The 16,938-nt window shown below is 42.6% G+C and carries 9 protein-coding genes; 6 read left to right on the top strand and 3 right to left on the bottom strand.

Annotated elements, in window-relative coordinates; translation table 11 throughout:
- Positions 1–153 precede the first annotated feature (153 nt).
- From BLQ81_RS22905 to BLQ81_RS04550, 3 genes are all read right to left on the bottom strand, one after another.
- On the bottom strand, positions 154–276 hold the full coding sequence (locus tag BLQ81_RS22905) for a hypothetical protein (protein ID WP_262481037.1): 123 nt from the start codon (positions 274–276) through the stop codon (positions 154–156).
- Positions 277–388: 112 nt separating this feature from the next.
- Entirely contained in the window at positions 389–910 is a 522-nt protein-coding gene (locus tag BLQ81_RS04555; RefSeq protein WP_092728764.1) for a transposase, read from the bottom strand.
- A gap of 392 nt (positions 911–1,302) precedes the next feature.
- Positions 1,303–2,460, bottom strand: coding sequence for an FG-GAP-like repeat-containing protein (locus BLQ81_RS04550; RefSeq protein WP_092728763.1), 1,158 nt, complete (start codon positions 2,458–2,460; stop codon positions 1,303–1,305).
- Between the two features lie 342 nt (positions 2,461–2,802).
- On the opposite strand from BLQ81_RS04550, the gene BLQ81_RS04545 reads away from it, so the two are divergent.
- The 6 genes from BLQ81_RS04545 to BLQ81_RS04520 all read left to right on the top strand — a co-directional run bounded on the left by BLQ81_RS04545 (position 2,803) and on the right by BLQ81_RS04520 (position 16,841).
- Positions 2,803–5,232, top strand: coding sequence for an ABC transporter permease (locus BLQ81_RS04545; RefSeq protein ID WP_092728762.1), 2,430 nt, complete (start codon positions 2,803–2,805; stop codon positions 5,230–5,232).
- 203 nt (positions 5,233–5,435) lie between these two features.
- Positions 5,436–7,790 carry an ABC transporter permease gene (locus BLQ81_RS04540; RefSeq protein WP_092728761.1) on the top strand — a complete coding sequence of 785 codons (2,355 nt, stop codon included), beginning with the start codon at positions 5,436–5,438 and terminating at the stop codon, positions 7,788–7,790.
- A 168-nt stretch (positions 7,791–7,958) separates the two neighbouring features.
- Positions 7,959–10,445, top strand: coding sequence for an FtsX-like permease family protein (locus tag BLQ81_RS04535; RefSeq protein WP_092728760.1), 2,487 nt, complete (start codon positions 7,959–7,961; stop codon positions 10,443–10,445).
- Between the two features lie 157 nt (positions 10,446–10,602).
- On the top strand, positions 10,603–13,044 hold the full coding sequence (locus tag BLQ81_RS04530) for an ABC transporter permease (protein WP_092728759.1): 2,442 nt from the start codon (positions 10,603–10,605) through the stop codon (positions 13,042–13,044).
- A gap of 206 nt (positions 13,045–13,250) precedes the next feature.
- Positions 13,251–14,267, top strand: a complete 1,017-nt coding sequence (locus BLQ81_RS04525) for a DUF4097 family beta strand repeat-containing protein (protein ID WP_092728758.1) — start codon at positions 13,251–13,253, stop codon at positions 14,265–14,267.
- Positions 14,268–14,429: 162 nt separating this feature from the next.
- On the top strand, positions 14,430–16,841 hold the full coding sequence (locus tag BLQ81_RS04520) for an ABC transporter permease (RefSeq protein ID WP_092728757.1): 2,412 nt from the start codon (positions 14,430–14,432) through the stop codon (positions 16,839–16,841).
- The last annotated feature ends 97 nt before the right edge of the window (positions 16,842–16,938 follow it).

The raw sequence follows: 16,938 nt of genomic DNA, 5'->3' as shown, positions 1-16,938 counted from the left end.
ATTCCCGGTGTACTAATCGGTAAACTGCCAAACTAAAAATAATTTCGCACAATATTAACCTTCATCACGTGAGTGAGGACACTCACGCGGGCGAGAAATTGATCTCAATCATTTGAGTGAGTACACTCACGCGGGCGAACATTTCATTCCGCCTCAGTGAGTGGCCCAACTTCCGCCGCAGTGAATGTCTTCGCCGCAGTGAGTGTCATCACTCACTGCTTTTCGGATATTCTTTCTTGCCAATGCCTGTCTGCCAAAAGGGAGGGCTCCACTCACTTTCCCGACTAAAATTAAATCACATGCAATATGTCTTCCAAAAATTAGGATTGAATAAAACAACCACGTGAGTGAGGACACTCACGTGGGCGAAAGAATTTAACAGAATACCTTAAAGTCTATCTCCAATATGAGTTAAAAATCCAAAGGAATCTTTGCCAGTTTCATAAAACGAGTGTGATGAGTATTTGTATTCAACAGGACTGTTTGCCAACATCCATTTTCCCCTACAAGGGTTTGCATGAAGGTAATCCAATTTCTGAAAAATGACTTTCTCAGAATAAACCTCAATCGGTAATGCATCTCTTTGCCAAAAGCAATGGTTCTTATTTGTCAAACTGACTTGATACATTTCAAGCGTTTTTAAATCCTCTTTTCTGAGTTTTTGAAGAAATTGATGTGCGGTGAACTTTAGGAAGCTCGTGTGGGGCGATTCTTTTCCGTTCATTTCCAGCATTTCCCAAATCAGGTGGATGTGATTTGGCATAATTACAAATCCGTAAATGTTTATCAGTCCTTTCAGTTTTAGGAATTTCAAACTTGAGATGATGATTTCCTTGTATGAATTCTTTCTTAAAAGTGGGAGCCAATTATGAATTGTGGCTGTAAAAAAGTAGATCTTTTCTAATTCCATAGCGCTAAAAACTTATAGTTCAATATTAACCTTCATCACGTGAGTGAGGACACTCACGTAGGCGAGAAATTTATCTCAATCATATGAGTGGGGATACTCATGTGGGCGGACATTTCATTCCGCCTCAGTGAGTGGCCCAACTTCCGCCGCCGTGAGTGTCTCCACTCACGGCATTGGTCTTTTTACACTCCCAGTACCCGCTTAATTTTGGGTTTTAATTCTTATTCCAATAAATCTTCAGATTCTTTCCGCCGCAGTGAATGTCTTTGCCGCAGTGAGTGTCTCCACTCACTGATTTCTGAATATACATTCTTGCAAAAGGCTGTCTCCACTCGCTTTCCTGACTAAAATTTGGTCTTTTTACACTCCCAGTACCCGCTTAATTTTGGGCTTTAATTCTTATTCCAATAAATCTTCAGATTCTTCGTGGATCTGCCGGATGCGATGAGTTCCGGTTTACCGTCTCCATCGAGATCAGCTGCCTGCAAATCCTCGCAGGCCATACCGTTTTTGTCAATCCAAAACTCCTCGAATTCACTGAATGAACCATTTTTTGGCACAAAAAGCTTCACTCCAAATTCCCCTGCTTCATTGGGCAAGCGCCAACCCACGGCGATCTGATCCGATCCCAAACCTAAAAAATCCCCAAGAGCAAGGGCATGACCATCTTTTAGCTGAGTATGCAAAACGGTTCTTTTTACGTTTTCAGAATTGAGATTATCGTCAAATCCCTCGTAAGCTACCAGCGTCGTGCCATGCATGGGTTCGATCGTTGCCAAAAAAGGGACTTGGTTGGCACCACTTCCCAATCGGAGTTCTCCCACGCTTGGGCTGCTTGGAAGTCCTATTTCCTCCGAATTCCAATTCGATCTGGATTGAGATAAAAGCTTGACACCCTCTTTTCCTCCTAAAAGAATCAAATTATCACTTTCAAAACCGATCACGTCCAAATTATGGGTCAGATGCATGCTGTCATCGATTACAACTATTTTCCACTCATCTGATGGGTTTTCAGGCAACTCGTAAGCTATCACTTTTACTCCCGCGCCTTCCCCATTGGCATTGCCTCTGCCATGCAGGGGGACTACGATCAGATGAGCTTTAGTTCCATTTTTTACCCAGCGCATGCGATGTGTGGTGGGTTCGTGGTGAAGTTGCTTGGGAGTCCAATTTTGGGTGGGATCTTCGGGGCGATTGAGGTAAAAGACCGCTCCGGACTTTTCGGTGTCCGAAGTTTCGCCGGGATTCCACTGCGCCCCGACGGCAATTTCTACTTTGCCGTCTCCATCCATGTCCCGTGCCGCAATGCAGACATTATCGGATTGGGTGAGATTCTCCGCTAGCACTAACTTCTTCCAATCGCCATTTCGATACCAGACAAAAGCTTTTTTATCGGCTAAAATGATATCATCCTTCCCGTCCCCATCCACATCTCCGATGGCTAATCCATAGCCAATCGCGACTTCGGAGTCCAAAATTTGTTCCTCGAAAATAGGTTCGTTCCTAGGTTGAAAAGCCATGGCTAAGTAAAGAATTGCGGGATACAACATGGTCAATGTGATTGGGTTCAATTAAAGATAAATGATTTTCAATCCTTTAGCGTGTTACTTTCTGACAAAAAATCTATCATTCAGTCATACTATTTGATATAAAATTTATCACAAAGTCCTGATTTCTGATTGAAGTCTGGCTCGAGCATATTGTTTCAAGGTCCAATTTTGTTTTAAAGACTAGTTATGATTTTGAAAGACTTTGCCCGTCAACGGACAAAAAAGTTCGCTGATAGGTTGCTAAAAAATTAAAAAAGCCTGAATTGAACGATGCGAGTCTATTTTTGGTGGCATAAAAGTGGAATCAGAATTACGAACTAACTGTCCATTTCCCGTCAAGCTATGTTCCTCAACTACCTCAAAATCGCCTGGAGAAACTTCCTTAATCTAAAAACTTTCGGGATTATCAATCTGGTAGGCTTAACCGCGGGAACGGTCTGCAGTTTGGCAATTCTTCTGTATGTCCAGTCCCAATTTGGCTTTGAAAAGCATTTTGACAATTACGAGAATATCTACAAGGTCACCACTTTCATCAACAACCGCGGAGAATTTCCGGATATGGAATTGATTTCTGGCAGTCCAGCAATTGGGCCGGGATTGGTGGAGGATTTTGAGGAAGTTATTCAGCAAACTAGGGTTGTAAGCATGGGAGGGGAGTTCCTGATGAAACCGGAAGGCTCGGACAAATCATTTTTTGAATCCAATAGTTACTTAGTGGATTCAACGTTTTTCGAGGTATTCAATTTTTCGCTGTTGGAAGGAGATCGGAAAACAGCCCTGATGGAGCCGAGAAGTTTGGTGCTTTCATCGTTCTTGGCAGAAAAGCTGTTTGGAAAAGGAAATGCCATCGTGGGCAAAGAGGTGCTGCTTACCAATGAGGAAGGAGAAATTCAGGCGAAAGTCACCGCAGTATTTGATGAACATGCAGGACCAACACACTTGACTCCAAACTTTTTGCTTAGTATGGCAAGTACAGGGTTGGGAAATTTTGTATTGACCAATGATGGTTGGGCTGGAAATAATTTTGTGCACACGTATGTTCAACTGAGCCTAAATACAAATCCAGATCAGCTAGCATTGAAACTTCCTGATTTTCTTCAAAAACATGGAGCAGAGCAATTGAAAGCTGGAAATATGGATAAGACTTTAGGCCTTTTTCCCATCAAAGATTTAAACTTGAGATCGGCACATTTCAGTTATCCCCTAGGAAAAATTTCGGACATCAACTACCTCTACATCCTAATTGCAATTGGATTTTTTGTACAATTAATGGCTTGCATTAATTATATCAATCTTACAACGGCTCAGGCTTTAAGACGTGCCAAAGAAATCGGAGTGAGGAAAGTAAATGGAGCATCCAGCCAATCGCTGATGTATCAATTTGTAATTGAATCGATCTTTTTCTCACTTTTTGCTGTAATCATCTCACTTCCAATCCTGATCATTTCACTTCCGTATTTGAATCAGTTGTTTGACAGCTCCTTGGTAAGTGAGGATGTTTTATCCCCTCAGATGCTCCTTCCGATTTTAGCCTTAGGGTTTTCCACAGGAATTATTTCGGGGGCTTATCCTGCTTTTTACCTTGGGATGATCAATGTGAATAAGGTGTTCAAAGTCAAAAGCAAGGCTGCAAGATCCTCTTTTTCCCTTCGCAATGGCCTGGTGGTTTTTCAGTTTTCAATGGTGTTTCTTCTGGTATATGCAGTAGCTGTGGTTTCACAACAACTATCCCACCTGAACGAAAAGGATCCAGGCTTCACCAAAAATCAGAAATTGGTGATCCCCTTAAAGACCGCTACTTCCTCTGCAAATTACAATTCTCTAAAATCGCAGTTTGAAGGATTGTCACAGGTAAACTCGGTGACAGGTTGCGAATTCTATCCTTCTCAAAACATTTGGTATGATAACAAAATTTACAAAAAGGGAACCTCTGTCAGCGATGGGAAAGTAGTGCAGCTGAATTATGCTCGGGAGAATTTCTTTGAAACCATGGACATTCAACTTCTCGAAGGAAGAACAGTAGCTGAAACCGACAGCAACAAAATGGTAGTCAATGAATCTTTTTTGAAAAATTTTGGAATTGCTCAGGAAGAAGCGGTAGGAAGCTTTTTTGAGCAATGGAATTTAAATAGCGAATCGAGTCCTGCATGGGAAATTGTGGGAGTGATCAAAGACTATAATTACCTTTCGCTCAAGAGTGAGGTTTACCCCGTTGCGACTTTCTATGGCACTATGCCTGCAAATTTAGTGGTCAGCTTCAATGGAGAGAATCCTTCTGAATTGATAGCGGAAATGGAAAAATCATGGCTCAGTATCAATCCAGAAGTACCGTTTGAATTCACATTTCTAGATGAGGAGATGAGCAAAGTATATGCAGAGGAAATCCGTCTCAAGAAAGTGGCCTATACCTTCACAGGTCTGGCGATTTTAATCAGTTTGTTAGGTATTTGGGGATTGGTTTCATTTAGCTTAGACCAGAGGACCAAAGAAATTGGAGTTCGGAAGGTTTTGGGAGCTTCCTTGTCAGAATTGACCCAATTGCTTTCCAAGGAATTCATTGTTTTGGTAGCGATCTCAGTGGTGATTGGAGCTCCTTTGGCATACATCGGCATGAACCAATGGCTTGAGAAATTTACCGATACGATTGACAATACCAGTTTCTTATTGATTGGTTCTGCGTTGATTACGCTTTTGGTTGCAATGATTACTGTAATCTACAAAACCACTAATGCTGCAAATGCAAATCCGATAAATAGTATCATGAAGGACTAAGGTCACATTATCAAGTATTAAGACAATAGTATCAAGATTTTAAAAACGAGAAGCAAGAGAAAAGAAGCAAGAAAAACAAGAGATGAAGTGACAAAATACGAGAGACTAAATGTTTACGATTTACTAAATCTTGAATAATAGTTGCTTTGACCGGAGGAAACCTTACAACTTTACCACTTTCCAATCTTTCAACCAATAAGAACATGTGGAAAAACTACCTTAAAATCGCCTGGAGAAACCTAATTAGAAAGAAAGGCTTTGCATTGATCAATATCGGTGGGCTGGCAATTGGTATGGCCGCGACTGTGTTGATTATGGTCTGGATTCAGTTCGAATTCTCAGTTGACAGTACCTATGAGAAATCCGACCGCATCTACGCCGTCTGGCGCACCAATGTCAATCAGGGAAATGTCCTAAGTTGGGACTACACCCCGACGCCTTATGCAGCTGCGCTGAAAGAGCAATATCCTGAGGTAGAAGCAGTGACTCATGTCACTGAGTGGGACCCGATGGTCTTGGCGGTGGGGGAGAACAGTTACTACGAACAAGTATCGTTTGTTGATCCTGGCTTTTTTGAGATGTTCAGCTTCCGGGTTTTGGAAGGGAATCCAGTGGAAGCGCTGAAATCTCCTGATAATATAATCCTGACCGAATCGGTTGCAAAAAAGCTTTTTGGAGACGTATCATCCCTTGGAAAATCAGTCAAAGTGGAGTCTGAACTTGACTTTGAAGTCAAGGCTGTGATAGCTGACTTGCCGGAAAACACCGATTTCCGGTTCACTGCTTTTCTTCCTTTCAAAAAGATGGAAGTAATGGGCTGGGCGGGAGATTTTTGGGGAAACAATAACTGCCGGACTTTTGCGATGCTGGCACCTGGAACCGATTTGACCACATTCAATGAGAAATTCAAAGATTTCTCTCTTCGAAATGCAGATATCAAAAACACGAGTGATTTTCTGTTTCCGATGTCTGATCTTCATCTAAAGAGCGAATTTGAAAATGGAAAATCGGTGGGTGGAAGAATAGATCTGATCCGGATGTTTGGTCTGGTAGGGATTGTCATCCTGCTGATCGCTTGCGTCAATTTTGTCAACCTCAGCACGGCTCAAAGTGAAAAACGAGCCAAAGAGGTAGGCATCCGAAAAGTTTCCGGTGCTGACCGGAGCATGCTGATTGGTCAATTTCTCGCTGAATCTGTTTTGATTTCTGTGGCAGCATATGTCTTGGCTTTGTTGATGATCACCCTGACTTTTCCGGGATTCAATCAATTGATCGGTAAGGAACTGAGTTTGCCTTATGATCAACCCTATTTTTGGTTTTTTTCTCTTGGATATGTATTGCTGACGGGTATCCTTGCAGGAGCTTATCCTGCATTTCTACTGAGTTCGTTCAGACCTGCAATGGTTTTAAAGTCCCACATGAGTTTCACAAAAACTTGGTTTAAACCAAGAGAAGCTTTGGTGGTTTTCCAGTTTACCATCGTGGCGGTCTTGATTGCCAGTACCTGGATCATTCGAAATCAAATGCAATTTGTCCAAACCCGAGACTTTGGTTTGAATACCGAAAACTTGATTTACCACCAAATGACGGGATCACTGAAGACAAACTTTTCAGCGCTGCGCGGCGAAGTAGAAGCCTTGCCAGGAGTGGTATCGATTTCCAGTACTTTTTCTCCTTTCACCGAACAATACAGCGACACCAATATGATGAAATGGCAGGGAAAAGATGATGCATTCATGCCTACAATCCAACGGATGGGAGCAGATGCCCATGTGGTGAAAACCGCCGGATTGGAACTCATTGCAGGTCGTGATATCGATGTTTATACCAATCCTGCAGATAGTTCTTCAGTTTTGATTAATGAAACTGCTTTGGGATTTATGGGATTTGAAAATCCTATCGGGGAGATCATCAAAGACGGCGATGCGGAATATCATGTTATCGGCGTGGTCAAGGATTTTATCATCGATTCTCCATTTGGTAAGCCGGGCGGGATCCTGATTTTTGGGCCTCAGATCGAGCAGAACTTTATCCATATCCGCCTTTCTGAAGCCGATTTACCAGAGACGATAGCTCAATTAGAGGCGATTTTTAAGAAATTCAATCCTGGTTCGCCATTCGGATATACTTTTGCCGATGAGGTCCACGCCCGAAAATTTGCAGATCAACAGCAAGTCAAGACGCTAACTACCGTGTTCTCTGTACTGGCAATCTTGATTTCCTGTTTGGGGCTGTTTGGTTTGGCAGCATTTATTGCAGAGCAGCGCAGCAAAGAGATTTCTGTAAGAAAAGTGCTAGGAGCTTCCGTGAAGGGATTGGTGCTTTTACTTTCCGGAGAATTTACCAAACTCGTGCTGATCGCCATGCTGATCGGTGTGCCCATTACTTGGTATGCGATGAGCGAATGGTTGGCAGGATTTGACTATCGGATTGAGTTAGATTGGAAAGTGTTCATCGGGACAGGACTGATTGCTCTGTTGATTGCCTTTCTGACAGTAAGCTCTCAAGCGATCAAAGCCGCCATGGTCAATCCAGCCAAATTATTGAGAAGCGAGTAATGAAGGTTTTAATTATTTAGTATCAAGATTTTAGACACAAGAGGCGAGAGACTAGAAACAAAAGAATTTACGATTTATGAAATACCATTTACGAGGGCGTGAATAGAGTTTGGCCCTTGACCAAAGGAAACCTTACAACTTTAACGCCTTACCACTTTCTAACCCGAATTGCCCAAATCTTCAAATTTTAAAATCTTCCAATCTGAACCAATTCTCAAAAACTACTTCAAAATCGCCCTTCGCAACCTGACCAAAAACAAACTCCATTCAGGGATCAACTTGATCGGATTGACATTGGGTTTGGGAGTCAGTATCCTGATTTTCTTCTTTGTGCAGTTTGAGCTGAACTTTGATGATTTTCATCAGGACAGGGATACGGTTTTTAGATTGGAGCGCCTCGAAAAGAGTGATGGGGAAGGTGGTCGTTCCTATTCCACTCCTGTCCTTACAGCGTCTACATTCAAGAGTGAATTTGCCCAAGTAACTCATGCCACACAGTTAATTAGCGCTTCGGCACAAGCTTACCTCGACGAGTCTACCACTCAGAACCAGGAGTATATGATGGTAAGCCCGGACTTTTTTGAGATTTTCAGTTTCGAGCTGCTGGAAGGTGAAAAATCCCAGGTTTTAAAAGATAAGTTCAGTGTGGCCCTGACTGAAACCGTCGCCAAAAAGTACTTTGGGGATGCTAATCCTTTCGGAAAATCCATCCGCCTGAAAATGGGGAATAATTTCGAAGAATATCAAGTTACGGGACTGCTGGCAGACATTCCTGCAAATTCGAGTATCGAATTTGAGATCCTGATGAATAATCTGAATATGGATTATTCGATCAGCAATGAAAGTCAGACTTCCTGGTACAATGTCTATGGAGATACCTATATCAAAACCACCAACTCTGAAGCTAAATATGCCATCGAAGCAGGTGTCGAAGGAATGATGAAAAAAGCTTTGGGGACTGACTACAAAGAGGGTGGGTATCTCTTCAGCCTGCAGCCGATGGCCGATATTCACCTTTCTGATGATCCCAATTCCGGGATGGCGGAGACTACCAGACCTTCGTTACTTTGGATTCTAACCGGAATTGCATTTTTGATTCTCCTGATCGCCTGCATCAATTTTACCACCATGGCTATCGGTCGCGCAACTACCAGAGCCAAGGAAGTAGGCGTGCGCAAAACGATGGGAGCGGAGTTTGGTCAGTTGGTCTTTCAGTTTTTGACCGAGGCGTTTTTGATTACGATTTCAGCTTTGATCCTGGGTTTACTGCTCGCTGAGGCATTGTTGCCGACATTCAATGACCTTTTTGAAAAGCAACTTGAATTAGTCTATGGTCCGGTTCAAGTTCTGATTTTGGTAGGCTTGCTTTTGGGAATCACCGCAATGGCAGGTGCATATCCTGCATTTTTCATGTCAAGTTTGCGCCCGATTCAAGTACTTAAAGGAACGCTTTCCATTCGATTTGGTAAGCAAGCTTTGCGGAAAGGCCTGGTTGCCTTCCAATTCTTTATCTCTTTTTTGCTCATCGCATCTACTTTGATTATGGTCAATCAAATGAATGCGATCCGAAATTTTGATTTGGGATTTGATCAGGAAATGGTCGTGCTGGTGGATGTACCCGAAGTGCCCAGTACCAGTTTTACCACCTCTATCAATGCTGGTTTTGCACAAGCGGAACTCTACCGTCAGGCGTTGACTGCTCGGTCTGAAGTGAAATCGGCGGGCATTACGATCTCCACCTATGGCGATAATGCATTCTGGAATGGAGGTTTTCCAACCGAGGATGGAAAGCAGTTTAAATTCAGACTCAATTTCGTAGGCGGGGATTATGTCAAAACAATGGGGCTGGAGCTTGCCGAAGGCCGCGAACTCAATCCACTTCCGGGTTCGGACAGCAGTGCGGTCTTGATCAATGAAACTTTTGCCAAAGCCATGAAATGGGATGATCCACTTGGCGAATTGCTGCCAAGTGTTCGGATCAATCCCCACCAGATCGTGGGTGTGGTGAAAGATTTCCACCATAACTCATTATACAACGCCATCGAACCAGTCATTTTAGCCAAAAATCCAGAAATCATTTTCAGCGGAATCAATATGCTGATGATCAGTTCGGCAACCAATCCCAAAGTGATTGTAAAAGGTACAGGGACAGATTTTGAAGCTTTCCGAGCCATGCTGGAAGAAGAGTGGAAAAGAGTTTTTCCTCTTGAAGCCTTCAGTTTCAGCTTCATGGATGAGGCTGTGGAGTCACAGTATCGTGCAGATGAGCGATTGGGAAAAATGGTGTTTCTGGCAGCAGGAATTGCAATCCTGATCGCCGCTATGGGTTTGCTGGCAATGGCTGCTTTGAGTATCGCCGGAAGAACCAAGGAGATCGGGATCCGAAAAGTGCTTGGTGCTTCGAGCTTGAGTATTTCTTGGATGTTTAATAAGGAATTTCTCTACATCACCTTAATAGGAGTGCTGGTTGCCTTGCCATTAAGCTGGTATTTGATGCAAGATTGGATTGCTCAGTTTGCAGTCAAAGATTGGCCTTCTTGGATCAGTTTCCTCGTTTTGGCACTGGCTGGAATTGGATTTACACTGGCCATCGTCTCTGCTCAATCCTTCCGGGCTACACAGATGAATCCGGTGAAGACGCTAAAGGACGAGTAGTTTTGAAGTATCTAGTATTAAGATTTTAGACACAAGAAGCAAGAGACAAGACGGTAAAGTTGGCAGTCGCAGTGAGATCCTGAATTTCATTTAAACTAACCCTAAAAATTTTCTTTCAGTTTTGTAACCTCCAACCCTTGAGTGATATCTAACAGCTATGCTCAAGAACTACATCATCATAGCCTGGAGGAATCTATTCCGCAACAAATCTTTTAGCCTGATCAATATACTTGGACTGGCAGTCAGTATGTCGGTTTGCCTGCTCATCATTATGATTGGGATGGACCAATACAGTTTTGATACATACCATTCCAAAAAAGATAGGATCTATCGGGTTCACACTACGCGCTATCAGGAAAACACCGGGGAGTCAGCGAGTTCTGCTTTGCCCCTCGCCGAAAAACTCACAACCGAATTTCCAGGCATCGAAGCAGCTGCCGCGATCAACAGTGAAATCGGAGGTGACGTAATTTATGCGGATAAATTTGCGACTGGAGGAGGCTATTTTGCTGAAGGTAATCTGTTTCAGATTCTTGACTTTAGTTTCAAAGAAGGTGATCCAAACACGGCATTAAATGAGCCCTATTCCCTCGTGATCACCTCGGAAATGTCTGAGATTCTTTTTGGAAGTGAATCGGCTCTGGGCAAGTCGGTGAGGTTTCAGGATAAAGACATGCGTGCCATGGATATCGAGGAAGGAAATTCAGTCACAGATTTTGGTTACTTCACCATCACAGGTGTACTGAATCCCAATCCGGGAAAGACGCACCTTCCATTCAAATTTCTGGCTTCGCTGAACACCATGAAGTCTTTGCCAGCAGGGGCTGTCAGAACAATCGAGGATAACAACTGGGAAAATGTCTGGACCAACTATACTTACGTCCTGATGAAAGAGGGGCAAAGCAAGGAAGATCTTCAGGCCAATCTGGATCAAATTTCTGAAGAAATCTATGGACCGAAATACGATAATAAGCATTCGTTCAAGGCCATGGCCTTGCGGGATCTTTCTCCGACAGAATTCATCAGCAACACCACACATGTCTCTATCCCAAAAGTTGTCCTGTGGATTTTGGGTGTTTTGTGCCTGATCGTGATGTTCTCGGCCTGTCTGAACTATACCAATATGGCTGTAGCTAGGTCTTTGACACGTCTGAAGGAAGTGGGAGTAAGAAAAGTGTCAGGAGCCAATAAATCCCAGATTTTTGTTCAATTCATCACTGAAGCGGTCCTGATTTCACTTTGCTCCTTATTTTTTGCCTTTCTTCTGCTTCAGATTCTCGAGCAGGGATTTTTGGGTTTGACATTCAATCAGTACTTGAAGATTTCTTTCAGCCAAAGTCTGCCAGGGATAGTGATTTTCATAGGATTTAGTGTTCTGGTGGGATTTGTGGCTGGAATACTTCCGGCGACTTATGTGGCAAAACTTAATCCGGTCAGCCTGTTCAATAAGCTGAGTAATGTGAGGATTTTTAAAAGTTTGGGGATCAGAAATGTCCTACTGGTTTTTCAGTTTTCGATTTCTCTGATCTTCATTATATCCGTCGTTTTGATCCAGTCGCAGTCCAGGCATATGTTGAATTTTGACTATGGCTTTGACAAGGAAAATATCATAAATGTGAAGCTTTACAATCCTGACAATTACCAGCGCTTTGCGCAGGCTGTAGCTTCTAATCCGGCAGTTTCTGAGATAGGGGCAACTTCCCTGATTCCCGGTGGGGGCTGGAATCTCAGTTTGGAGGTTGTCAATCCCGACTTTCCCACGGATAGTGTTCAATCTAATTTCTTTGATATCAACAACCAAACAGTGGATGTGCTAGGGCTGAATATTGTTTCAGGTGAAAATTTGCCTGTTGAGGGCAGTGAAAACCTGGTTTTGATCAATGAGTTTGCGGTCAAAACATTCAACCTTGGCAGCAATGACCAGGCCATCGGCCGTCAATTGACCTTGAATGAGTGGGAAGAATTTAAGAATGTACAGATCGCGGGAGTAGTAAGGGATTTTCAGTTTCTCTCTCCAGATCGGGAAATGGAAAGTTTGGTGCTGCGCAACAGGAATGATGCACTAGCATTTGCCTTAGTGAAAGTGTCCGGCCAAAACCAACAGCAAACTTTGGCCTCTCTTGAATCTGCCTGGAAGGAAGTAAATCCTGACTCAAAATTTTCCTACAAATACCTAGATCAAGAGCTGCTATTTATTCATCAGGTCTTAGGAGATGTCATGAAGGTGATAGGTCTAATATCGTTTTTGGCAATCTTCGTTTCCCTGCTAGGCTTACTTGGGATGGCAATGTACACCGCTCAAACCCGAGTCAAGGAAATTGGAATACGGAAGACTTTGGGTTCAAGCATTCCCGAAATTATCTATTTGCTCTCGAAAGGGTTTATCAAGTTATTGGGCCTTGCTGTTTTTCTGTCAGTTCCCGCAGCCTTTTTTATCAATACCATGTGGCTCAATTTCTTTGCTTCGAGAGTTAGCATTGGGTTGATTCCTATCGGAATAGGAGTAGGGGCTATTTTGCTAATCAGTTTTGCCATAATTCTATCCCAATCGTATCGGGCGGCGGTGGTCAATCCGATTGACAGCTTGAAGAGTGAGTAAAGGGATTTACGATTTTTGATTTTGGATTTACGATTTTGAAATTGAAAATACACGCTTCATTAGCCATTCAACTTTTACTACATTTAAACTTTCCAACTTTTGAACCCTTCAACTTTTTCATTTTTTAATTCTCTTCCTTTTTCTTTTGCCCGTTATCGAACAAAATTGTCCGAGTACTTTATGCTTTTGGGCATAAAACCTTTGATTTGAACAAGTGGAGCTACTTTTTCACTGGCACAGAAGTAGGATTACTGGAATTGTCCATTTTCAATTCCATCATGAAAAACTCAAAACTTGTAGTACTCGGATTATCTCTCGCTCTGTTTTTTGCATTTGTCCAACAAGTATCTGCTCTCATTCAGGCTGATCCCTATCTTACCAAGGAGTTTACGCTCAGCGGAAAAGGAAATCTCGAAGTGGAAACTTCCGGATCAAGTGTGTCTGTCACTGGCGTCAGCGGCAACCAGGTCATTGTGGACATGATTGTCAAAAGAAACGGTAAGGAAATCGGATCCACAGACGCAGAAGTGGAGAAACTTTTGGAAAACTACATTTTGGATATTTCCAAAAGTGGGAATACCATTTCCCTGAAAGTGAAAAGCAAAAGCAATGATGGCTGGAAAAACGGAAACAACCTCAGCCTTTCTTTTAAAGTTCAGGCACCGATAGAAATCTCCTCCCAATTTCAATCCAGTGGAGGTTCCATCTCCATTGATAATCTAAAAGGCTCACAGCAAATCTCAACCAGCGGTGGATCCATCCGGGTGGTGAATTCATCCGGCACAGTGACTTCCAAAAGCTCCGGGGGTTCTTTTTCATTGACTGATTTTGAAGGCCAAGTAGATGTGCAATCCAGTGGAGGGGCAGTAAAGATAGCTGACCTGAGGGGTAGTGTGAGTGTCAATACCTCCGGCGGAAGTGTCACCCTTGAGGACATTACCGGAAAAATAACAGCCAGTACCAGTGGAGGTTCGATCAGGGCCAAACTGCTAGCAATAGAAGAAGATTTGTCTTTTAAAAGCTCAGGTGGAAGTATATCGGCTGAGGTTCCTGCAGGACTTGGATTGAATTTGGACCTACGTGGTGGACGGGTGAACACGCACTTAAAAAATTTCGACGGTGAGATGAAAAAGGATTTGATCGTTGGGAAAATGAACGGTGGAGGCCCTTTGATTTCAATGCAAAGCTCAGGTGGAAGCATCAGCCTTGAGTTTATGGATTGATTTGAAGGAACAACGAGTTACGAAATACGATTTACGAGGCCTTGAATATAGTTTGGCCCTTGACCAAAGGAAACCTTACAACTTTAACACCTTCCAACTTAAATTTTCCAATCCGCCACGGCGGACAAGTACTTCCAATTTTAAAATCTTTCAATCCAGATCATGCTCAAAAACTACTTCACCATCGCCTGGAGGAATTTGACTCGAAATAGACTCCGAACTGCCATTCACATCTTAGGTCTTTCGCTTGGGATTTCGATATCGTTTTTGATCTTCAATGTGGTCTGGCATGCCCACAGTTTTGACCGATTTCATCCGGATCGAGACCGGATTTTTCGGATCAATACAACAACTTCCTATTCAAATGGAGAAAATTACCCAAACTCAGGCACTCCAGGTCCTTTGGGCGAGGTGATCGATTCTGAAATTTCGGGAATAGAAGCCAAGGGAAGGCTAAATACGCTATATCAGACTTTAGTTGTAGTTCCGGAAGGAAATAGAGTGATGGGAAGAACCGATAAAGTAACTTTTGCTGATCCTGGTTTTTTTCAGATTTTCCCCAGAAAATGGCTCGCAGGAAATCCTCTCAGTGCGCTTCTCCAACCCAATACTGTAGTAATTACACAAAGCAACCTGGAAAAGTATTTTCCGGGAGTTCAACCCCTTGATGCCTTGGGAAAGGAATTGATGTGGATTGATAAAGATACGATCCTGACTCAAGTCACCGGAGTGGTGGTGGATTACACCGAAAATACGGATTTCATTTTCAGAGACTTTATATCCTATTCTACCATTGAGACAGAAGAACAAAAACAATGGTATGGCCTTCACAGCTGGGGCAATGTGAATTCCAGTTCGCAGCTATTTGTGAAAGTGATAAGTCCATTGGATCAAGATGGTTTAGGTGAGTCTTTGAATAAATTGGCTGAAAAAAACTATTCTAAAAATGAGGTCAGCAATACCAGTTTTACCGCCGAGCCTTTGTCAGAAATGCACTTTGGGCAGAACTATACTGATACGGCCGTTTCAAAGGTTTTTCTAAACGGACTGATCTATATCGGATTGATTATTTTGGCTTTGGCTACCCTTAATTTTGTCAATCTGGAAACCGCTCAGGCTATTGGTCGGGCCAAGGAAGTTGGGATCAGGAAAACACTGGGTGGAAGACGCGGAGAATTGATTTTCCAATTTTTAACTGAAACTTACTTGTTGGTGATTTTAGCCACTGGAACAGGAATGGTATTGGTTGAGGTGCTTCGGTCAGTTTTTGCGTCCTACTTGCCAGATGGCTTTTTGGTAGATTATTCTGCCATGCAAAATTTGATGTTTTACTTCCTGTTTCCGGCAATTCTTTCCTTTGTCTCCGGTATTTACCCTTCAATGATTCTTTCAGGGTATGATCCTCAGCGAGCTTTGAAAGGGGAGAAGGCTGCCCATACCCGATTTTCTCTTGGAATATTTCTCAGAAAAAACCTGACTGTCATTCAGTTTTCATCTTCCATTGCATTTATCATTTTGGTTTTGGTACTCAATTATCAGATTAATTTTGTCTCTAGCCAGCCATTGGGCTTTGACAAAAGCGCAATTATGTATGCAAGTCTGCCTTTTATGTCCCCGACCGAAAAAATGGTTCAGCTTCAGGAAAGAATCAATCAGAATGCCGTAGTCAAAGGATCCAGTCTGAGCGGAAGTTTGGTTTCCTCTACAAGCCTGTGGACATCGGATTCTTATATTCCCGTAGACACCACGGAGAAGCAGGTATATGTCCAGGTGATGAATGTGGATTCGGCATTCGTCGGTGTAAATGGTATTCCATTATTAGCAGGGAATAGCCTTTTGACCAATCCTGATGAGATTTTGGTCAATAGAAACTTTCTGAAAGAAGCGGGTATTTCAGAGCCTGAAGCTGCATTAAACCTTGAAATAAGATTTGGAGGTGGACAGAAGAAGATTATAGGCGTGTTTGATAATTTTCACTCCAGAACTCTGAGAGAAGAAATAAGGCCAATGATCATGACCACCAATCCGAAGTATTTTCAATCGATCACAGTCAAACTTGAACCAGGACAAAATCTAGCTTATTCCAAACAAGAACTTGAAGCCATTTTCAAAAATGTTTATCCTTTTGAAACTTCGGAATTCAAGTTTTTGGATGAGGAGATCAACCAGTTTTACGAAGAAGATTTGAGGATAAGAAATGTGCTAGGTGCAGCATGTATCCTGGCCATTTTAATCTCTGCGATGGGACTCTTTGGGTTGTCTTCCTATACCATTGCTCAACGAACCAAAGAAATCAGCATCCGAAAAGTTTTAGGGGCCACCATGACTCAAATTTTGGCTCTGATTTCAAAGGATTACCTAGTTTTGGTTGGAATTTCATTTTTGCTTGCAGTATTTCCCGCCTATTTCTTCTTGAGGGATTGGCTCAATGGTTTCCAATATCGGGTGGATATGCCTTATTTTATTTATGTGTTATCTGGACTGGGAGTGATGTTGCTGTGCCTGCTAATTGTGGGGCTCCATTCCTATATGGCAGCCCAGACTAACCCAGCAAAAGTATTGAAGGATGAATAATTTCCAGAATTATTTGTAATCCTTGCTATTTTAAGGCCTGTGAAGAAAAATTTTAAGGCCTTTTTTTCATCTTTTGTAGGAAAGAGCTTTTCCGAAA

The organism is Algoriphagus alkaliphilus (assembly GCF_900103735.1).
Taxonomy (GTDB): domain Bacteria; phylum Bacteroidota; class Bacteroidia; order Cytophagales; family Cyclobacteriaceae; genus Algoriphagus; species Algoriphagus alkaliphilus.
This window is presented reverse-complemented; position numbering and strand designations above follow the sequence as displayed.

Coding starts and splice junctions, on each gene's coding strand:
- BLQ81_RS04545 (WP_092728762.1), top strand. CDS start 2,803: ATGTTCCTCAACTACCTCAAAATCGCCTGGAGAAACTTCCTTAATCTA.
- BLQ81_RS04530 (WP_092728759.1), top strand. CDS start 10,603: ATGCTCAAGAACTACATCATCATAGCCTGGAGGAATCTATTCCGCAAC.
- BLQ81_RS04540 (WP_092728761.1), top strand. CDS start 5,436: ATGTGGAAAAACTACCTTAAAATCGCCTGGAGAAACCTAATTAGAAAG.
- BLQ81_RS04550 (WP_092728763.1), bottom strand. CDS start 2,460: ATGTTGTATCCCGCAATTCTTTACTTAGCCATGGCTTTTCAACCTAGG.
- BLQ81_RS04555 (WP_092728764.1), bottom strand. CDS start 910: ATGGAATTAGAAAAGATCTACTTTTTTACAGCCACAATTCATAATTGG.
- BLQ81_RS04520 (WP_092728757.1), top strand. CDS start 14,430: ATGCTCAAAAACTACTTCACCATCGCCTGGAGGAATTTGACTCGAAAT.